Below are 19,544 nucleotides of genomic sequence, written 5' to 3'. Positions count from 1 at the left end.
ATGGGTAGGTATGGCGTGCTGTCTGCTGCATTGAAGACCCGCGCCCTATCCTCTTGTTTTTTGGTTTTTTGTGGGTGGCATTCTTATGTGCTCCTGCCCAGGTCAACGGGTTCTGCTGAGCCGCCACGTTAGGGCTTCGCAAAGTTGTGCCGGTCCCTGTTCGTTGGCCTGTCCCTCGTCACGGCGGTCGCCGGGTGATGCACACGATGTCTACGTTGTAACCCTCGGGGGGGACCAGGGGTTGGTTCAATAGTTATTAATCTTTATCGGCTGGCCAGCTCCTTGGCTCGGCGGACGGCGGAGTCTGTGGCTTTCTCGAAGAGTGCGCCGATGCCGCCCTGTTCAAGAACACTGATGGCTGCAGCTGTCGTTCCGTTGGGGCTGGTGACCAGCCGGCGCAGTTCCTGGGGGGATTTATCCGATCCGGCGAGTAGTTCGGAGGCGCCGCGGAAGGTTCCGTTGACCAGCAGTGCCGCTTGTTCAGGTGTGAAGCCTTTATGTTCCGCGACGGCTGTGAGCTGTTCGATGAGGTAGAAGACGTATGCGGGTCCGGAGCCGGAGATGCTCGTGACCTCGTCGATCTGACTTTCCGGGACGGTGAGCACGGAGCCCACCGTCTGGAACAGCGTTTCGGCGAGGTCAACCTCGGCAATCGTTCCCCGGCTGCCAGGGCTGATGCCCGAGACACCTTTGCCAACCAGAGCGGGAGTGTTGGGCATGACGCGGATGACCGAAACGGTGTCCGGCAGCATTGACTCGATGGTGGCGATTGTGACACCTGCGGCGATGCTGATGATGACGGCTCCGTCTTCGACGTATTCAGAAATCTCCTTGAGGACGTCCGGAATGATGCCGGGTTTGAGGGCAAGGACGACGATTCCTGCGTCCTTGACGGCTTTGATGTTGGCTTCCGGATCGGTGGAGGAATCGAAGCCTTCGACTCCGTACAAGTCCACGAGTTCCTGCATCTGGGTGCTCCATTCCCCGGTGATGCGGATTCTTACTCCGAGTTTCGCGTCGGCGTTAAGCAGACCCCGGACGATTGCCCCGCCCATGGCGCCCGCTCCAATGAAGGCAAGAGGTGGCAGGTCTTCGAGATGGTTCCTGGTCATGACATTTTTCTTTCTTCGCTTGAAACTCTTGTCTTGGGGAAAGGTCGCTGGCGTATGCGGGGGTACTGTTCGATGGGGTCTCGAGGCTGGCGGAAATTGATTAGGGCCAGCTAATGTCAGCCGTGTTCGGTCAGGGGCGCGGCTGCCGGATTTCGTACGCGGGTGGCGGACAGGGGGCGGGCGGAGTGTGCCCGTCCCCTGTCCGTCGCGGGCCTAGCGGTGATAGGTCTGTGCGTACTCCGGCACGGGGATGCCCGTTTTGAGTTTTTGGTCGCTGACCGGCTCGCCGGCGACAATTGACAGGGGGATGACCCCTGCCCATAGATCCAGCTCGTAGTCGCCCTGAACGTCGGAATTGCCGTGGTTGCGGACTTTGGCCGAGACCTCGTCCAGGGGAAACTTAAGGATCTGTGTTGTGGCCAGTTCTGAGGGCTTGAGGCGCCGGCCGCCGAAACCGGGGATGATGTCCTGCAGGACCTCGTTCATGATCCGTTCCTTGTCCTCCGGCGGGACCAGGGTTGCCGTGCCGAAGGCGACAACTGACCGGTATTCGAGGCTGCAGCCGAATCCGGACCGGCCTACGACGACTCCGTCTGTGTGGGTGATGGCGATCGATGCCGTCGCTCCCTGTGCGAGGGCGGTGAGCAGGCCGTTCTTGTTGCTGCCGTGGATGTAGATGTCGTTAGCGATCCGGGTGACCGTTGTAGGCAGCACATGGGGTTCACCGTCGAGGACGAAGGCCACATGGCAGAGCAGCGCCTCATCGATGATGCGGTAGACCAGGTCGCGGTCGTAGGATCCGCGCTCGGGCCTGCGTCGGATCCGAGTTCGTTCAGTGGGTTTGTAGTCGGTCACCAAAGTGGCTCCTTGTTTCGTATCGATTACATCCTCCGCGGTCGCGGGCCGGGGCAAGCTCATACGAGGACCTGGTCGCCCTCATAGTCGTGACGTTCGGGCCGGTGCCCCTGGCGCAGACTTTCCAGGGATTCAAAAAGGGACCGGGGGATGGTTACCCCTTCGGAAGGTGTCCGTCCGCGAGCCTCGTACCGGCGGTCTGAGGGCAGGCGTGTGCCCTCTTGTTCAAGGATTTTCTCGAACAGCTTTTCGCCGTGTGCGAGGTGGGCATCCGGGTCACCGGTCGGGTTGAATCGGGCGGGGTCCATCGCGATGATCAACTGCCCGCCGCACGGTGCTCCCGTGTTCGCGGTGTCTCGTTCGCCGGCCTCGAAGCTCAGGAGGTCGCCGAGCAAGGGCCCGGTGAGCAGTTCGATCATGAGGGCGATGTTCGAGCCTTTCGCTCCTCCAAACGGCAACTGGGCGCCGACCAATGCCATTGCGGGATCGCGGGTGGGCTGCCCGTCGGGTCCGATCGCTGCGCCTTCGGGCAGCAGACGCCCGTCCCGGAGGCGCAGCTGAACCTCCCCGCGCGCCATCTCACTCGATGCCTGGTCAAAAGCGAGCGGCGGACGATCCTTACGAGGCCACGCGAACGCCATCGGGTTGGTGCCGAACAACGGCCGGGACCCACCAGCCGGCGCTACGTAAGGTGCTGCCGCCACGAACGAGAAGCCTACGAGCCCCTGCTCAGCCAATTGCTCGACCTCCGGCCATAGCGCGACGACGCTCAGCGCATTGTTGATGGAGAGGGCCGCGATTCCCTGCTCCTTCGCGAGCTTAGCGAGTGGCTCCAACCCCATGGCGATGGAGAGGTTCGAGAACGTGTACTTGGCGTCCACCCGGAGCACCGAGGGTGCCAGCTGGGACAGTTCCGGCTGCGCGTTTCCTGAGGCCATCCCGGAGTGCAGCCCGTTGACGTAGAACGACAACCGGAACAAACCGTGATGACGACACTCGTCTCGTTCAGCAGCTGTCACGGTGTTCGCGATCGCATTGGCATGAGCTGCGTTGAAGCCCTGAGCCTTCAGCACCTCGGTCGTCGTCGCGTGCACCTCTTCGAGCGTCAGCTTGACGTCGTTGGTCATAATTCGGTTCCTATCTGGGTAGCGCATGTTGTCAGTTATATGAGGGGAAGCAGGTGTCTTCAAAGGGGCCACCCGGTGCGCATATTGATCAGCACCGCCCCGATCCGAACGGAATGTCCTGTCTAACGATGAAAACAGATTGCATGCCATTTGTGAAGAGCCAACTCTTCAGGGCCCAGATCTCTACTTCTTGGAAGTCAACCATAGTGGCTCAGCGCGTCTTCGAGGTTTCCTTCTCATTTCCGCTGTGTTACTAGCTCTATCTTGCGCAAAACGGTCCAATATAAGGGGTTTCAGATACCGTTCAGGGTTCAATAAATCCAGCACCCATCGCCTGGTCGGCGAGAAATCACGGGCGGATCACTTCTGCACCTTAGGTCTGGATGGCATACTATTTACTCATCGTGCCGCGATCGAGTGGCCTAAGTCACATAGTGCACAAGTCCCGGGCAGTCGGCCTTCTCCCAGTCCTAGTGAACCTTTGACCTACGCTCGACGCTCCCGTCGGTGCAATTCGTTGGGTCTTACGCAGATGCCATACTCAGGATGTGGCTCGTGAGAAAAAGGAAGATGACAGGATACCGATGATCAACATGGACTCGGCCGTCCAGCGCGTCTATCTCGACGTGTCAGATCGGCTCGCTTCGGGAGAACTCCCCCCGGGAAAATGGGTTCGTGAACGCAGTCTGGCCGAGGCAATGGGCGTAAGCCGCACTCCCGTGCGCGAGGCGCTAAATAAGCTGGCCGCCGAGGGCTTGGTGCGGTTGGAACGCAATCGGGGAGCGCAGGTGGTGGAGTGGACTAGCGAGCAGATCACCGAGATTTACGGCCTTCGGGCGGCAACGGAGGGATTCATCGCCTCTGTCGCCGCCCAGAAAATTGACGACGACACGTTAGACAAGCTCGAGGTAAACCTCGACCAGTACGCCCGAATGATCCAAGAGGGCGACGTTGGACGATCTGGGGCTGCAGCGCTCAATGCTGAGTTTCATGCGACAGTAGTCGCAGCTGCCCGCAACGAGACACTAACAAACCTCGCATCAGGAGTGATCAACAACCCACTGGCTCGCAGGACGTTCCTGCGTTACTCCCCAAGGGACCTGCAGCGGAGTTACGAGCACCATCGTCAGCTCGTCGAAGCGTTGCGTGACCACGACAGTGAGGCGGCATCCATGATCATGCACGTGCACATTCTTTCCGCGCAGCGTGCATCGCTGAAGTCCGAACGACCGTTCGAGGGCCAGCACGTGGAGCGCCCATAATTAATCCACAAGCTTGGATTCCCCGCCGATATTGATCTTCGGTAAGGATGAACAATGGGTACGGACACCACCAGTGACGGTGCCAGCCCACCGACCTGGTGGACGACGACATGCCAGAATCCTCCGCGTTCTGGCTCGCTGCTGACGGCGAGAGCCCGCGCCAAATATTCGAGGTACGCCAAGGACGAGATAATCGGACGGGCTTGGCAGCGATAATTTCCTACTATTTGGGCGTTGCGAAGTCGAGAATCGTCGGCAATGCGCCGCTGAAGTCCGTGACCTGGCTCTGAGTAAGGATCAACGGTGGGGCCAGCCGGATCACGTCGGGTGCAGGAGCGTTGACGAGGAACCCGGCTGCACGCGCTGCGCTCTCAATGATCTTGGATACAGGAGAGGTCAGAACTACGCCAATAAGTAGACCCGCACCTCGGACCTGGGAAATGAGGGCGTGGGACAACTCCTCAACAGCCGAAGCAAGGGCAGCGCCGAGCTCTGCTGCGTGATCACCAAGCCGGTTCTCGTCTATCTGCTGGAGCACTGCGAGTGCTGCTGCCGCGCTGATTGGGTTGCCGCCAAAAATTGCTCCGTGCTATCCAGGCTCAAGCAGATCAGCAGCTTTACCGGTCGCGAGCCCCTTCTTGTCCGCACTCCCGTGGTTTTAAACGCCGATAACGAAGATTCCGTCAAGCTGCCATCGCTCCAGCTGCATATGCTCTTGGATGGGTTCGAGCAGCTAGTTCCAGAGTGTGGATGTGCCCCAATGGGCCGGAGCTCCGATATGCGAAATTGGCAGTAGCTTTACGTCCGGGTACGAGCGAAGAACCGCGGGAAGAAGCTGTGGCCGCCCCACATCGAGGCTCCGAAGCATGTGCTGGATGAGAGTTAGTTGCCCGAAGGTTCTGTTCATCTCTTGGCGGGCCCGGTCGATCTCAGGGAGTTGCCCGACGTTGGGAAGTTTAGGCTTTATGGCATGGACCTTGTTGAAGAGTCTTCCGTGGTGGGCGCAAATGTTTCTCACGACGTTGAGCGACTTCATCCAGGACTCCAGCTGTGGGGCGGTCAGGCCGAACTTGTCCGCGATGCCGTCTTGAATCTGCCGAGGCGAGAAGCCGTATAGGTACGTAAGTGCTCCCCAGTCGAGGATTTCTACCGCAGCCCAAACAGGGAGCGTTCCGGCGTACTTTGCCTGGTGGTGCTTGACGAAGTCTTCCTTCGAATCAGCGAGGCCCTTGTTGTAGCGCTGCATCCATGTGGCGTAGGAGGCACTCTAGGCCGCCCGCGGTCCCAGAAGCGCTGGCTTTAGGTGGGCGCATTCGTCGATTGTTCCGAGGGCATGCCCGAGAAGGGCTCGCAGCGCCAGCTCTATCGGCGTGAGCGCGGCAAAGGTTGCAGTTCGGAGACTCGCATCTAAGCTGTAAAGCCGGACAACATCGGCGAAAGACGTTCCGACGTAAAAGTCATCTTCACGGTCCGAGGTTCCCTGGCGTCTGAAGGAATACCAGTACCCGCTTAGCCGGTAGTAGTTGATGCGCTGCAGCTGCTTAATAGCAGCATCCCTGTCCCCGATGTTCATCCCGCGTGAGGCTAGGAGATCGACCTGCTCGTCGTAGGTCTTGTAGGCCTTTACGGACGCGGGCAACTGACCTCCTCTTAGAGAAAGTGAAGACCGGCCCTGGACCTACCGAAGTAGGCGGAACCGGTCGTAGTGCTTCGACTATATCGGAGTTTCGTATGCAGCTCCAACCGACCGGCAGTCTGGGCCATCTCGACAGCCAACAATGCCAGAACCGGCTGCATTGCAAGTGAGTCGGACGCCGGTCGCAGTCACCTCTACGCCCGCTGAATCAACGCCGATAAGCACCCATATGTCGGCACTGGAAGCAGTCCCCCGGCCACATCCGGCGCAGCGATCCCGCTAAGCGATGCCACATGCCGAAGACTAGGGCCGCTCGCGTCATGACGGCGCACATCGGCCTGCCCATGAATAGCCAGAAGCAACAACGCTGTTTGTCATTCTGATATCCCGATCATCGCTGGATGGGCCTCCGCAACCATTGCGTCACCGCGCCGATTTCGAACCCTGGAAACTTTCGCTAGGCGCTTTCACGCCACTCGGTCCCTTCCTAGGACCTGCCCCGGGCACCGCGTTGCACCGCAGCCCCCAAACTAGCGCATGAGTTCCGATCAGAACGGCGCAAAGGCCAAAGACACAACGCACGCACAAAGGAAATGGACAATGAATGCCCTCACCATCAAAGATCCGGCAGACTTGCTGAGCTTCATCGGGCACACTCTAGGTTTCTGGCCCAAGGAAAGCTTGGTCTGTATCACCCTGGACAAAGGCAAGGTCGGAGCCACCCTCCGGGTCGACCTCCCCCGGCAGCCCGGAACGGAACTCCCCTACGCTAGGACTGTCAGCAGTTATCTCACCAGTGACACCAGCGCGACGAGCATCGTCTTCGCCCTCTACACCTCCCAGCACTGCGAACCCGGCCAGCCCAAACCGCACGCAGCCACCATCGCCGCACTCACCGGAGTCCTCGCCGAAAACAGCATCACCATCCGCGACGGGATCTTCGTCAACGAAGACACCTACTCCCCCTACGACAGCGAACCCGGACAAGATATCAGCCTGCCCATCAGCACCACCGAATACAGCCGAGTCAACGCCGAATTCATCTACCGCGGCAGCACCATCGAACCCACCAACCAGATCATCCTCCCCACACCGACCCAGGTAGCAGCCCACGCCACCGCCGTCGAAAACCGCATCAACACCATCCGCAACCAGACACCCCATCAAGCAGCGCTACAAGCCAGCCAACTTTGGACAGGCATGCTCGACAGCAACGACTTCCCAACCGACGAAGACTGCACCACGCTCATCGCGAACTTCCAATTCCCCCACATCCGCGACCGGCTCTTGGCAGACATCCCCGGCATCGACGAACCACCCCAACACATCCTCTTCGCCCAAACCCAGACCGCGCCCATATGGTCACGCATCGAATGGGCACAACAACTCCTCATCCACGCCTACACCAGAACCAGCCCACAACACGCAGCACCCATCCTCACCACCATCGGCTACATCAACTGGTGGGAAGGCCGAGGCTCCAAAGCACACCAATACCTCCAGCTTGCCCTCGACACCGACCCCGGCTACCGCTTCGCCAGGCTCACCGACCAAATGCTCGGAGCGGGCATCATCGCCGGCTGGAACACCAACAAAAACACCGCCAACAAAACCCGTCTCGACATGCCATGAGGACTCCCAACCGTGATGTTCAGGCAGGAGCCCGCCCACGATAACCGAGGGGCTCCTACGCCCCGCCAGCGGCCCAGACAGTTCATGAGATTATCCCTGCCGGGACGTGAGGACTACCCCTCCGGCGCGGGCAGCCCGAACATATGATCCGCTAATCGGCGTTAAAGTACGGGAGTAAGAGTAGTTGGTGCCAGTACCACACCGCCACAGACCGCGGTACGCGGGTCGGGCTTGAGCAGTACAGCGTTGCCCAGTGCCAGGGCAGGGGCGACCGACCGGATGGAGAGGATCAGCGGGAAGTTGAACGGTGCAATGGCTGAGACGACCCCAGCTGGGCGGCGCCGTGCGACTGACCATCGATCTTCGTTTGATGTCAGCACTTCACCGTGCGAATGCGATGGCAGGGCCGCCGCTTCGTAGCATTCGTTCCCGACAAGGTGGGTTTCGAGTGCGGCCTTCGGGGAATGGCCCCGGACTTACGGACGATCCAGTTCTGGATTCCGGCGGCGTGTTCTTCCCAGAGCAGGCCTGCCCGCCGCAGCACCGCGGCGCGTTCCTCCGGTCTGCGTGCGGCCCATTTCTGTTGGGCGAGGGTGGCAGCGCGGGCCGTCCTACATCATGTGCAAGGCCGTGAACCGGTCCGTCATCTCGGTGATCGCAGGCGGCTTCGGCATCGCCGCCCCGCCAGGAAAGGGGACACGGACCAGGGGGAGCACCGCGAGATCACCGCCGAAGCTACAGCGGAGATGCTCACCAACGACTCTAGCGTCGTCATCACCCCCGGCTACGGAATGGCTGTCGCCCAGGCCCAGTACCCTGTCGCTGAACTCGCCCACCAACTCCGCGAACGTGGCGTCAACGTCAAGTACGGCATCCACCCAGTCGCCGGGCGGCTCCCAGGCCATATGAACGTTCTCCTCGCTGACGCTAAAGTCCCTTATGACATCGTCTTGGAAATGGACGAAATCAACGATGATCTCGGCGACACTTCCGTGGTCCTTGTCATCGGCGCCAACGACACCGTCAATCCCGCCTCCGCCGAAGACCACGGCAGCCCGATCGCCGGTACGCCCGTCCTCCGCGTCTGGGAAGCGGAAAACGTTGTGGTGTTCAAAAGGTCCATGGCCGCCGGCTACGCAGGAGTCCAAGACCCATCTCTGCATTGGTTGGACACCTCGCAGAACTCGGGCACCGAAAGTTGCTCCATATAGCCGGGTCTTCCACGTGGACTGCTGCCCGGAACCGCATCCGCGCCTACGACTCTGCGGTCGCCGGGCTTTCCCTGTCGTCGCAGGGCATAATTCATGGCGACTGGTCCGCGAGGTCCGGCTACGACGCCGTGATGTAGATGAAGGGCAAACTCGACGCCACAGCGATCGTCGCCGCCAATGACCAGATGGCCCTTGGCACGATGCTGGCACTGAGCGAACTTGGCTACAACGTTCCCGGAGATGTCAGCGTCACCGGATCGACGACATTCCCGAAGCCGGATATTTCTCTCCCGCGCTGACCACGTTGCGCGTTGACTTTGCGGCGCAGGGACGCGATGCAGTCCAGCAACTGTTGGGACAAGTCGAACGCACTACCCCTCCCGGGCCGTGGGACTGCCAACCCGCCTCGTCACCTGACGCTCTTCTGGGCCAGCACCCCAGCGATGACCCCACGGATCCTGATCCCCGTGGTGCGCTCCGTGAAGTGCAGTGGAGGGCACTGGTAGCGGCGTAGGATCCGATGGGCCGTAGTGCGAAAGTAGGCCGCGCCCTGCGCAACAAGAAGTGGGGCAGGGGATTCAGCTCCCGCAATCGACAAATCCCGCCTTACTTGGTCGCGCTGACTTCGACTGTCGCATGAGCTGCCGTGCATGCCGATTCAAAGGAAACCGGGTGCTGCTCGCATTCACGGGGCCATGCGAGCCAAGGGTTTTTCGGTGTCGTGCATGGGGTGGAGAACCACTGCCAGCACTTAGCCAGGTCATCATAATCGTATTCTGAGCCGGGTCGTCCTTAGCCATTCAGATGGACGGCTTTCGGCCCACTGTCTTCCATGCCGGTGTCCCGGCTGAACTCAGAGCTCCCTGCCATTCCGTTGGCCGCGGCTCACGGCGCCCATGCTGCGCACGAAGTCGCTGGGGAAGAATCAGTGACTCCTCACCCTGGACGGGCGCGTTTCCAAGCTGCAGGAAATGGCCTTTAGGCTGCCATTCGTTACGACGGTCACGAACGAGCTGAATCTTCTTCATCTGACTCACCCGGTTACAACGGTTTCTGTTATTGTTTCAGCCGACGTTATTCGCCGTACATGGCGCTCATCAGGAAGCGCCCCAGTTCCGTGTAACCCACCTTCGGATCTTCAGCAGTCGGGTAATCCTCGGGATCAGCTTCCCAAATCAACCCCTCCCACGGAGACGCCGTGAAGTGGCCGTTTGCTCCGTTCCAGAAACACGAGAAATCGGGTCGGGTTGACGCGGCAGCTGCGGACCTCGGAGCAGAGGGTCCGTCGCTGATGCTGGCGGAGTGCTGCTGACGTTCCAGGATGGTCATGGCATTTCCTCTCGGGGATGTGGTTGCGGAGAACTTGAACTCAACGCTGTTCTTCTTCTTTGAAGCACCCACTCTTTAGTGATAGTCATCACTATCCGCCCCCGTCGTGAACACTGCGTGATCTGCTACATCGAGCGTTCGGACCTGTCCGAATGGCCGGTTGAAAGTCACTCCAACGAACGCAGGGTTCATCTGTTTTCACCCTTTGGACCCCCTGCCGGAAACACACTGTGCCCGGTCGGCAGCGACCTGGCACGCGCTCAATTTCATCAGACCTGGCCCTGATCCGGGTGCGACGAGGGCGTCAGAATGGCGGCAGCTGGCCATTGAGGCGGGTCCAAAAGGGGACGTCCTGTCTTACTCATCTTCCAGCCCGTAGGTATGAGAATGCGACGAAGCTACGGCGAGCAAGGATTCGGTGGTCGGGTATGCCCAACGCAAGTACCCCAAAGGTATGCCAGTCTGTTCCGCCACGGCTTCATGGAGCGGACTTCTGAAGTCCTTCAGCTGCATGACGGCTTCCCTAATAGCCGTGAGACGTTTTTCAGCTCTTGCCTTTTTCATCATGTCCACGTCATGGGGACTTCGTTTAGGGCGCTTACGCGATATGGAGTAGGGCCGGCGGCCTGAGTGAGGCCGAGAAAGCGCACGATCGCTATGATTCGAATCGTTTAGCGGACGCAAAAGGCCTGCCCCAATGCCCCAAGCACGGACGCAGGCGATGTCGTTTTGGAGCTGCATCACAAGATCGTAGGTGTCAGGAAATTGGCGCTGCGGCCGGATGTAAGCGTGCAGTACGGCCTTGATCCTCAGCCCGTACAACTCACCTTCGAAGTCTATGAGATTGGCTTCGAGCAGGCGCTTCCCCCTGGGATAGTACGTCGGGCGCCGACCAACAGATATGGCGGCCAAGTAGTTTGACCCATGGGAATACGGATCTATTTCTATGGTCCCGGCCCAAACGCCGTCCTCGACTTCTAAACCGGTGATGTTGAGGTTGGCGGTTGGAAAGCCCAGTAAGCGCCCCCGCTGGTCTCCCCGTTCAACGACGCCAGTAAGCTGCAGTTTTCGGTTCAGGGCTCTCGTCATGAGATCAGGTGATTTAGTGACTTCAGGCTCGGTGGCCCCACCGTGTTCACCCACTGCCGATCCCCGAGGCGACTTACTTCCTGGGGCGTTGGGATTCAAACGGTTTCCGGTTGCGCCGGTTGATGTAGTCAATTTCCGCTCCTCCTCGAGTGGATGCTGATTCATGCAGTCTCACCCTCTCCCGGGTCCGTGACCGTCGCGTGATCGCTTGCTCGGGCGTCGGACAGCCCCACAAACCGTAAGCCCTGCTTAATGATCACGAGTGATTCACGACCACGTGGGAGAGTCGTCTCCTCCAACGCGATGGTGCGCGGGAGGTGTTCGATGCTGCGCCAACTTTCGGGAAGACTGGTGGCAGATTGTTCTGTCGGGTAAGAGAATGTTGTAAGTTTCACTCTTCGTCAATGACGACTTAGGAATTCGATGCCGCTCATCAAACGCAAGCTATCCGTTCCAGAACTTCAGTCCGGGCATAGCCCGCGTCCAAGGTTGCGGGCATTCTTGCTAGACACCGTGGTATCTCATCGAGTCACGACGGTGTCGGCAACTGCGGGTTCGGGTAAGACGACAGCGGTTGCGGAGGCTCTGCTTGACGGCGGTTGCCCGGTCGCCTGGGTCTCGTTGGATAAATCGGATCAAGCGACCGGCCGGCTTTTGACATATCTGGAGGCCGCACTGGCGGACTACATCCGCGAATCTGACGGTCTGGTGAGTGAGGCCTTGGCCGCCCGACTGCCGCACACCGAAGTTGCAGGGCTTCTCGCCGAGTCCTTGCAGGTCAAGAATGTTGTCCTGGTTCTGGACAACATTGAACGTCTTCAGAGACATTCGGATGCGTGGGCAGTGATCGATGCACTTGTCCGCTTTCTACCCGACGACACGCATGTCGTCTTGATCGGACGGGAGCCGCTCTTTGCGGGGGCGCTGAATCTGCCCCTGGGGTCTTCCATAGGCCGTGTCGGACCGGAACTTCTGGCTCTGACCTTGGACGAGGCCACCGACGTGTTAGCCCGGTGGGGCCGGAATGTCACCGATGTTTCAGAGCGGGTTAGATCGGTGGATGGATGGGTTGCTGGTGTGATTTTCGCTCCCGAATCCCTCAAAGCCACCGTTGTGGGGGGCGATGACCCACTAAAAGACTTCTTGAGCGACCACATCATGTCTGGGCTGACCGCGGCAGACCAACAATTTCTCATCCGCACATCTATCCTTCCTGACGTCGATGTTCGCCAAGCGGAGGCCTTAGGGCTCCTGGATGCGCTGGATCGTATGCGAAGCCTGCGGGAACTTCATCTGCCTGCTGCTTGGGACAGGGACGCTTTCTCGCTTCGAATTCACCCAAAGTTCCGGGAACACTTGCAGGAGTCCTTCTCCCGCCTGCCTTCGGACGAACAGCGCCAACTACGGTCGGACTACGCGGAGTTGCTCACCAGGCATCGCGACTACGAAAGTGCTGTGGAGGAATTTCATAAAGCAGGTGATGACAAGCGGGCCGTCGAGTGTGCTCGAAAGTGCATTGAGGGACTCCTGGACCGAGGCGACATGGCGCTGGTTGGAGTTTGGCTTGAGCGTTGGTCCGACTATGAGATTGCCGGAAACCCCACCAGCTTCACAGCTGCCGAAGTGGCGCTTGCCCTTGCTGGCGACAGGGTGAGCGACGCCCTCGCTGTCGGAGATCGACTGGAGCGTGCCGGAACCTTGGAACAGTTTGTCAAGGAGTCGGACAGGGCAGCCCAGTTGCTCGGATGGGTTTACTCCACGACTGGGCGACTCCGGGAAGTGGAACGGATTCTCTCCGCGGCAGCGCCGACGCCGGCCATGCAGGCGCTCCGGTACGGTGTGTCACTAATAACTCCCGGTCCACCCGCACCGCGACCCAGCCGGTCCAACGGTCCGTTGGACGCCTTCGTTCTGCAGTGCGACTACTACTTCGGAATCCTTCCGAATTTGACGCACACAACAGAATCCCGACTCCTTGAGCTCCTCCTGGGTCCTTTCCGTATCGCCGTGACAAGCGTGCAGGGCCGCACACAAACGGCGCTGGACTCTTACCGCGACTACACATCAGGCGTCGGACGAATGCAGCTTTTTGCCACTGTAGGACCAGAGTTGCTGATGGACGCAGGTCTCATCGACGAAGCCGAGAGAACGGCTATCAAGGGCTTCGAACTGGCCGAGGTTGGGGGTGACTACTTCTATATGAAGGCCAATCTGATTGTTCAGGCGAAACTGGCTCTTCGTCATCGACACGACCCGGAGCGAGCGAGATTCCTTCTTTCGCAGGGAAGAGATCTGCCGCGATTCTCGTATCTAGAGGAAACAGCAGACCTTTGGCTGGGTTTGGCGCTCCTTCAGGAACACGACGATGAAGCGGCGGCGTCATGCCTTCGGCGAGTAGTTTCGGAGATGCGAGCCAACAAGCACCTTCTGGATCTTTCAACTGCTTGTGTGTACCTGGCTGAGGCTGAGTGGCGGTGCGGGGAGCCGGAGGCGGCAGATGAGGCAGCAGATGCCGCTATCCGCGCAGCGAGTTCGATTGGCACCAACCACCTGCTCCTGCAGGCTTTGGTCGACTTCCCTGCTGTCCTGTCACGCCGCCAGGACTCAGAGGCTTCAGCGGACTCAGAATGGCACTCACTCAGCCGCCCTTTGTCGATGCAACGACTAGCGATTCCACTGAGGACTTCTGAGGCGCAGGTTTCTTTGCAAGATTTTGGTTCACCGCGGCTGGTTGTCCAAAATAGCGCGGTACGTCCACGGCTGATGAAAACCTACGAGCTTCTTGCCTTCCTGACCACCCAGCCCAACGTCAGGGCGAACCGTGACCAGCTCCTAAATGTACTTTTCCCAGAAAAGGGCAACTCACAGGCACGGACTTATCTTCGCCAGGTACTAAAATGGCTGCGATTAGTATTACCGGACGGTTCACTCATCGTGGAAGATGACGACATAGCGCTCAACCCGGAAATTGTCATTTCGACAGAGTCTGCCCGCTTTGAGCGGCTTGCAATGGAGTCCACCCGATTGCGAGGCGAACCTAGGATCCAAGCAATGCAGGATGCTCTTTGTATCGCCAGTGGCGGCGCCTATCTGGCCCCGGTAAATTCGGAGTGGGTTGACGGACGACGGGCACGACTGGGCGGCATATCCCTTGATCTGGAGTTCGCCCTGGCAAAACACCTAATGGATGCCGATCGTCCGCTGGAAGCAAATACTCTCCTCGAAGGCGCATTGAAGGCAGATTCGCTCAGGGAGGAGGGGTGGCGTCTCCTAATGCGTATTGCCAGTGAGTTCCATGACAAGGACGGCGTGGTCAGGGCCTATGAGACTTGCACTACCGCCCTGCAGAGAATCGGAGTGAGCCCCTCCCCCAGCACTCAGAGACTCTTTCGGGATCTCACGTCTTTATAGTGAACCGGAGGTGAGATTTGGGCTTCTCATTGGAACCTGGAGCCAAGAATTCGCACCAAGGTAAACGTCGAGTGAGATGACTGAGCCGCCCGTCAGTGCCGCCAGGACCATTTCCCCATGAAATAGCGGCACTATCCCCGGACCGCCCGGCAGTATCACCTCAAGATGCGAACTGTCTTGCCTGGGCCGTTGGGACTGGCGTTGACAGGGAATTTTCATACCAGTGCGCTGGCGCGGAGGTACTTGCCCTTGATGAACAGCAGCGGTTCTGCGTCTTTGCGGGCTTCCATGGCTTTGACCCGGCCCAGAACGATGGTGTGGTCGCCGCCGTCGTATTCTTCGTAGAGTTCGCAGTCGATCCAGGCCAGTGCGTTGTCCAGGACCGGGCTTCCAAGCGGGGAAGGCGTGTGTCGGACGCCTTCAAATTTGTCGGTTCCGGAACGGGCGAATTTTCCCGAAAGCTCCCGATGCTCTTCCGGGAGAACGTTGATGCAGAATTTCCTGGATTCGCGGATCACCGGCCACGTGCTTGATGTCTTGGCCGGGCTGAAGGTGACCAATGCCGGGTCCAGGGACAACGATGCAAAGGACTGGCAGGTAAAGCCAATGGGTCCGCCCTCAGTGGACGCGGTGATAATCGTCAGTCCTGACGCGAAATGTCCGAGAATATCGCGCATCCGCTCTGGGGTGACGTCGTGGGTGGTGTTCTGCAGCTATCGGGCGCGACGAAGTGTTCTGTCGCGTAGCCGGCCACATCCGGGAACTGTCCTCAAGTCTTGGTCTTCAAACGGCGCGCCCGAACTCCGTGAACTTGTTCGACAGCTGCCAAGTGGGGCCTGGGCAGCGTAGTTCTTATTCGAATGGAGGAAATCGGTGGTTGAGATCACGGCCGGGTCACGGCGAAGCGTAAGACTCGAAACCACAGCGGTGCCGCGATCTAGCACACAAGAGATCTTCACTTAGTGACCAATGGATCGTCCCCGCGCAATCAAAGGAGATTATGAGATGACCGATCACAAACCGGATCGCATGCGTTTCACGCATTTTACGAGTTTCGCCCCAGCGGGCCCTCCAGGTGCCATGTGGAATCATCCGAAAGCACGGAATTTTGACTACACGAACCTCGACCACTGGATTAAACTTGCCCAGGCTTTGGAGAAGGCCAAGTTTGATGGCATTTTCTGGGCTGACGTGAGCAGCGTCCATGACGTATACCAAGGCTCCTACGCAACCGCCGTGCGCGAGGCCATGCAGTTCCCGATAGGTGACCCCCTGATGCTGACGGCGGCGTTGGCCGCGAGCACGAAGGAACTGGGCTTTGCGTTCAGCGCCAACGTCATCCAGGATCATCCGTACGCTTTCGCCCGGCGTCTCTCGACTCTTGACCATCTCACGCGGGGTCGCATCGCATGGAACATTGTGACATCGTTCCAGCCCTCTGCCTGGAAGAATCTGGGTCACGACACCATCGGTGATCACGGGGCCCGCTACGAGCAGGCAGAAGAATACGTCACTGTGCTGTACAAGCTGTTGGAAGGCTCGTGGGAAGAAGACGCTGTGGTGAGGGACCTGGACAGGAGGGTCTTTGCTGATCCGCAGAAGGTTCACGCCATCAACCATGAGGGACAGTACTACAGGGTACCTGGTATCCACACCAATGAACCTTCCCCTCAAAGGGTTCCCTTCCTGTTTCAAGCAGGAACCTCCGGTGACGGACGTGCTTTCTCGGCAAAAAACGCCGAGGGAATGTTCGTTTATGCGCACACTCCCGAGGGCGCAAAGAAGGTCATTGACGACATGAAGTCCCGTCTCGCAGCAGAGGGTCGACGCCCGTCGGACATGCAATTCTTTGTCCACCTGAATTTCATTGTGGGATCGACCGAGGAAGAGGCCCAGCGTAAGAGCAACGAAGCAGACGCCTACCTCAGCTCCGAAGCTAATATCACCTTTTCCAGTTCGACCATGGGAACCGATCTCTCAGCCATGGACCTGGACACTCCCGTGGGGGACTTCCAGACGAACGCGTTGCAGGGCCAGTTCAAGGCGTTGGCGGAAGCCGCACCGGATAAGGCTTGGACCTTCCGGGAAGTCGTCATGTCAATGACGAGCTCGAGGATTGCTGGTACCCCGGAGCAAATAGCGGACACGATCGAAGCGTGGCAGGCCGCAGGCGTGAACGGCATCAACGTTGGCAGCGTCACGGGCCCCGACGATACGTACGACTTCCTTGACCACGTTGTACCCGTTCTTCAAGAGCGTGGACTCATGCAAAAGGAATACGCGCCCGGAACACTGCGCGAGAAGCTCTTCTTCGGCTCCGAAAGCCCATCCGGGCCTCGAGTGAACGAGCGCCACCCCGCCGCCAGCTACAGGACATCGAACGTCTTGGCGACATAACGAACAAGTGTGCGTGTCTGCCGCAGCAGCAGTAGCAGGCACGCACACGCGTTTCATTATCTTTCGGTATTTAGATGTGCCTGCCGGTAGTGGGTTTCCCAGGGCAGGCTTTTAGGGAAGGACACCAGATATGAACACCACCCACGACGTCACCCCAGAGCGGATGCGCGATATTCTCGGACATTTCGCGTCAGGACTGACGATTATCACCGCGTCCACTGAGGGCGGACCCATTGGCTTTACCTGCCAGTCCTTTGCATCGTTGTCCCTGGACCCGGCATTGGTCACCTTCAGCCCGGCCAAGACATCAAGCACGTGGCCGGTGATCCGCGAAACCAGGAAATTCTGCATCAACGTTCTCCCGGAAGAGCATCGGGAGCTTTCGGGAAAATTCGCCCGTTCCGGAACCGACAAATTTGAAGGCGTCCGACACACGCCTTCCCCGCTTGGAAGCCCGGTCCTGGACAACGCACTGGCCTGGATCGACTGCGAACTCTACGAAGAATACGACGGCGGCGACCACACCATCGTTCTGGGCCGGGTCAAAGCCATGGAAGCCCGCGAAGACGCAGAACCGCTGCTGTTCTTCAAGGGCAAGTACCTCCGCGCCAGCGCACTGGTATGACAGTAATCCGCGCCTAGTACGCGACGTTGGAAGTATCACGGCCGGATCACGGCAGCAGGACAGGCTGGACATTGAAGGGGTGAATAGCTGCTCGACGACGAGTTCGGCACTGCCTCGCAGACACAAGAAAGAAGGACACGCCAGTGGCACGAATCAATGCTCTTGAAAAGTTTGATTCCCTCGTAGAACAGGGACAGGTCATTACCGGAACATTCGTCATGTCGACCGATCCAGCAGTGACTGCGGCTGTCTCCAGCGTCGGCATTGACTTTGTGGTCATTGATCGCGAGCACGGTCCCAACGACATCATCTCGTCAGCGAACCACGTTCGTGCAGCCGAAGCCAACGGAACTACGCCAATCATCCGAGTCCTCACCAACGACCCGTCCCAGATCCAGGCTTCCCTGGACATCGGAGCACAAGGAGTGATCGTCCCGAAGATCGGCACCGTAGAAGACGCGAAGAAGGCCCTAGCAGCAACCCGATACCAGCCCGGCGGCCGGGGAATGTGCCCGGCAGTTGAAGGAGCACGATGGGCCAGCGGGGATGCCTGGTTCGAACACCGCAGCAGTTCGAACCAGAATGTTCTCTTCATTCCCCTCATTGAAACGAAACAGGGCGTCGACAACCTAGCGGACATCGTGGCCCTCGAAGGGGTCAATTACGTGTTCTTAGGAGTTGCTGACTTGTCCCAGGACCTGGATCTTCCTGGCGGTATGCACAGCGAAGAAGGTGCAGCTGAGCTGGTCCGCATTTGGAACGACGCCATTGAAGTAGTCCATGCCGCGGGAGCAAAGATTGGAGGGCCCATTGGATATGGCTTCGAAGGAGGAGACTTTGGGACCTTTGAGAACGATTTCATGATCCTGACCAGCCAGACGAGGAAACTGCTCAACGACTTCGTCCGTGAGCGTGAGTCTCTCGTAGCGGCAACGTAGTCAATCCGGCTCAACACAAAGGAACGAAACATGAGTAACGAAAATTGGAAGATCGGCGCTGTGCAGGTGACCAAAATTGTAGAGAGTGTCAGCGCTCACCGCGCTGAGGATCTTTTTCCTGGCTCCAGCAGCGAAGTCGTGAGCCAGAACCGAGAGTGGCTGCACCCCCACTTCATCGACAACGAGGACAAACTGTTCTTGTCGATCCACTCGTTGTGTATCGAGGCCGATGGGAAGAAGATCGTCGTCGACACATGCATTGGAAATGAAACTCCCGAACCTTACGCTGCCATAGCGATTCCCGGTAGCAAGTATCTGGATGACCTTGAGGCCATTGGATTCAAGCGGGACGAGGTGGACTTCGTAGTCTGCACGCACCTACACATCGACCACGTCGGGTGGAACACCATGCGTCAGGGCGAAAAGTATCTTCCTACCTTCCCAAACGCCAGGTATCTCTTTACGGAGCCGGCCGTGTCAGGGTGGAAAGAGCAGGTTCCTTTTGAAGTAGCATCGTTTGGAACGCTCACCACCATCCAGCCGCTACTGGACGCCGGAGTCATCGACGCAGTCCCAACCGACTACAGGATCACGGATTCAATCCGGCTCGAATCAACACCGGGCCACTCACGTGGCCACGTTTCAGTCCACATCGAATCCGGTGGAGAGCACGCCTTGATCACCGGGGACATCACACACCACCCGGTGCAGTGGGCAGAGCTGGGTTGGGGCCAGGTATCGGATGTAGACGTCGAGGAATCCACGGCGACCCGCAAACGAATCCTCGAAGAATACGCCGACAAGGAAGTTCTACTCATCGGTACTCACTACCCCAGCCCCACCGCCGGGCACCTTGTCAGCACCCCTCAGGGTGGTCGCTTCGTACCTCTCAAGGATTAGGGTCCGCACCAGCGTTCCAG

The 19,544-nt window shown here is 58.9% G+C and carries 16 protein-coding genes and 2 pseudogenes; 9 read left to right on the top strand and 9 right to left on the bottom strand.

What is annotated here, in order from left to right:
- Window positions 1-263 precede the first annotated feature (263 nt).
- From proC to LDN70_RS09645, 3 genes are all read right to left on the bottom strand, one after another.
- Window positions 264-1,112, bottom strand: a complete 849-nt coding sequence (gene proC / locus LDN70_RS09655) for a pyrroline-5-carboxylate reductase (RefSeq protein WP_223942449.1) — start codon at window positions 1,110-1,112, stop codon at window positions 264-266.
- A 213-nt stretch (window positions 1,113-1,325) separates the two neighbouring features.
- Entirely contained in the window at window positions 1,326-1,967 is a 642-nt protein-coding gene (locus tag LDN70_RS09650) for a pyridoxamine 5'-phosphate oxidase family protein (protein ID WP_223942448.1), read from the bottom strand.
- A gap of 59 nt (window positions 1,968-2,026) precedes the next feature.
- The gene (locus tag LDN70_RS09645) at window positions 2,027-3,094 is read right to left on the bottom strand and encodes an Ldh family oxidoreductase (protein WP_223942447.1); all 1,068 of its coding nucleotides are present in this window, start codon (window positions 3,092-3,094) and stop codon (window positions 2,027-2,029) included.
- A 548-nt stretch (window positions 3,095-3,642) separates the two neighbouring features.
- Between LDN70_RS09645 and LDN70_RS09640 the strand changes: the two genes are divergently transcribed.
- Window positions 3,643-4,356: a GntR family transcriptional regulator gene (locus LDN70_RS09640; protein ID WP_223942446.1), complete on the top strand. Its 714-nt coding sequence runs from the start codon at window positions 3,643-3,645 to the stop codon at window positions 4,354-4,356.
- A 223-nt stretch (window positions 4,357-4,579) separates the two neighbouring features.
- On the opposite strand, the gene LDN70_RS09635 is transcribed toward LDN70_RS09640, so the two are convergent.
- Entirely contained in the window at window positions 4,580-4,936 is a 357-nt protein-coding gene (locus tag LDN70_RS09635) for an aminotransferase class III-fold pyridoxal phosphate-dependent enzyme (protein WP_223942623.1), read from the bottom strand.
- 153 nt (window positions 4,937-5,089) lie between these two features.
- Window positions 5,090-5,929, bottom strand: a pseudogene (locus LDN70_RS09630) (Abi family protein).
- Between the two features lie 600 nt (window positions 5,930-6,529).
- On the opposite strand from LDN70_RS09630, the gene LDN70_RS09625 reads away from it, so the two are divergent.
- The gene (locus LDN70_RS09625; RefSeq protein WP_223942445.1) at window positions 6,530-7,624 is read left to right on the top strand and encodes a DUF4192 domain-containing protein; all 1,095 of its coding nucleotides are present in this window, start codon (window positions 6,530-6,532) and stop codon (window positions 7,622-7,624) included.
- A gap of 161 nt (window positions 7,625-7,785) precedes the next feature.
- Here the strand turns inward: LDN70_RS09625 and LDN70_RS09620 are convergent, their stop codons facing one another.
- Window positions 7,786-8,028: an aldehyde dehydrogenase family protein gene (locus LDN70_RS09620; RefSeq protein ID WP_223942622.1), complete on the bottom strand. Its 243-nt coding sequence runs from the start codon at window positions 8,026-8,028 to the stop codon at window positions 7,786-7,788.
- Between the two features lie 205 nt (window positions 8,029-8,233).
- Between LDN70_RS09620 and LDN70_RS09615 the strand changes: the two are divergent.
- Both LDN70_RS09615 and LDN70_RS21130 read left to right on the top strand, forming a co-directional pair.
- Window positions 8,234-8,835: pseudogene (locus LDN70_RS09615) on the top strand (NAD(P)(+) transhydrogenase (Re/Si-specific) subunit beta); the annotation flags it as partial.
- Window positions 8,836-8,972: 137 nt separating this feature from the next.
- Entirely contained in the window at window positions 8,973-9,134 is a 162-nt protein-coding gene (locus LDN70_RS21130) for a substrate-binding domain-containing protein (protein ID WP_286198880.1), read from the top strand.
- 775 nt (window positions 9,135-9,909) lie between these two features.
- Here LDN70_RS21130 and LDN70_RS09605 read toward each other — a convergent pair.
- Window positions 9,910-10,164 (bottom strand): hypothetical protein, encoded by a 255-nt coding sequence (locus LDN70_RS09605; RefSeq protein WP_223942444.1) that lies wholly within the window; start codon window positions 10,162-10,164, stop codon window positions 9,910-9,912.
- Window positions 10,165-10,521: 357 nt separating this feature from the next.
- Complete coding sequence (locus LDN70_RS09600) at window positions 10,522-11,385, bottom strand: riboflavin kinase (RefSeq protein ID WP_223942443.1); 864 nt, start codon at window positions 11,383-11,385, stop codon at window positions 10,522-10,524.
- A gap of 405 nt (window positions 11,386-11,790) precedes the next feature.
- Here LDN70_RS09600 and LDN70_RS09595 point away from each other — a divergent pair, with 405 nt between their 5' ends.
- Window positions 11,791-14,664: an AfsR/SARP family transcriptional regulator gene (locus tag LDN70_RS09595; RefSeq protein ID WP_223942442.1), complete on the top strand. Its 2,874-nt coding sequence runs from the start codon at window positions 11,791-11,793 to the stop codon at window positions 14,662-14,664.
- Window positions 14,665-14,879: 215 nt separating this feature from the next.
- On the opposite strand, the gene LDN70_RS09590 is transcribed toward LDN70_RS09595, so the two are convergent.
- Window positions 14,880-15,341: a flavin reductase family protein gene (locus LDN70_RS09590; RefSeq protein ID WP_223942441.1), complete on the bottom strand. Its 462-nt coding sequence runs from the start codon at window positions 15,339-15,341 to the stop codon at window positions 14,880-14,882.
- Between the two features lie 328 nt (window positions 15,342-15,669).
- Here LDN70_RS09590 and LDN70_RS09585 point away from each other — a divergent pair, with 328 nt between their 5' ends.
- The 4 genes from LDN70_RS09585 (at window position 15,670) to LDN70_RS09570 (ending at window position 19,524) form a co-directional block, all read left to right on the top strand.
- Window positions 15,670-17,061, top strand: coding sequence for an NtaA/DmoA family FMN-dependent monooxygenase (locus tag LDN70_RS09585; RefSeq protein WP_223942440.1), 1,392 nt, complete (start codon window positions 15,670-15,672; stop codon window positions 17,059-17,061).
- A 130-nt stretch (window positions 17,062-17,191) separates the two neighbouring features.
- Window positions 17,192-17,686, top strand: a complete 495-nt coding sequence (locus LDN70_RS09580; protein ID WP_223942439.1) for a flavin reductase family protein — start codon at window positions 17,192-17,194, stop codon at window positions 17,684-17,686.
- Window positions 17,687-17,829: 143 nt separating this feature from the next.
- Window positions 17,830-18,624, top strand: coding sequence for an HpcH/HpaI aldolase family protein (locus LDN70_RS09575; protein WP_223942438.1), 795 nt, complete (start codon window positions 17,830-17,832; stop codon window positions 18,622-18,624).
- A 30-nt stretch (window positions 18,625-18,654) separates the two neighbouring features.
- Complete coding sequence (locus LDN70_RS09570) at window positions 18,655-19,524, top strand: MBL fold metallo-hydrolase (RefSeq protein ID WP_223942437.1); 870 nt, start codon at window positions 18,655-18,657, stop codon at window positions 19,522-19,524.
- Window positions 19,525-19,544 lie beyond the last annotated feature (20 nt).

This window comes from Arthrobacter sp. StoSoilB22, assembly GCF_019977315.1.
In the GTDB taxonomy this organism is placed as follows: domain Bacteria; phylum Actinomycetota; class Actinomycetes; order Actinomycetales; family Micrococcaceae; genus Arthrobacter.
The sequence above is the reverse complement of the archived record's forward strand: the minus strand, read 5'-3'. Positions and strand labels throughout refer to the sequence as shown.

Excerpts from the sequence above, each read along its gene's own strand:
- proC (WP_223942449.1), bottom strand. The coding sequence starts at position 1,112 with ATGACCAGGAACCATCTCGAAGACCTGCCACCTCTTGCCTTCATTGGA.
- LDN70_RS09645 (WP_223942447.1), bottom strand. The coding sequence starts at position 3,094 with ATGACCAACGACGTCAAGCTGACGCTCGAAGAGGTGCACGCGACGACG.
- LDN70_RS09625 (WP_223942445.1), top strand. The coding sequence starts at position 6,530 with ATGAGTTCCGATCAGAACGGCGCAAAGGCCAAAGACACAACGCACGCA.
- LDN70_RS21130 (WP_286198880.1), top strand. The coding sequence starts at position 8,973 with ATGAAGGGCAAACTCGACGCCACAGCGATCGTCGCCGCCAATGACCAG.
- LDN70_RS09605 (WP_223942444.1), bottom strand. The coding sequence starts at position 10,164 with ATGACCATCCTGGAACGTCAGCAGCACTCCGCCAGCATCAGCGACGGA.
- LDN70_RS09590 (WP_223942441.1), bottom strand. The coding sequence starts at position 15,341 with ATGCGCGATATTCTCGGACATTTCGCGTCAGGACTGACGATTATCACC.
- LDN70_RS09585 (WP_223942440.1), top strand. The coding sequence starts at position 15,670 with ATGACCGATCACAAACCGGATCGCATGCGTTTCACGCATTTTACGAGT.
- LDN70_RS09580 (WP_223942439.1), top strand. The coding sequence starts at position 17,192 with ATGAACACCACCCACGACGTCACCCCAGAGCGGATGCGCGATATTCTC.
- LDN70_RS09570 (WP_223942437.1), top strand. The coding sequence starts at position 18,655 with ATGAGTAACGAAAATTGGAAGATCGGCGCTGTGCAGGTGACCAAAATT.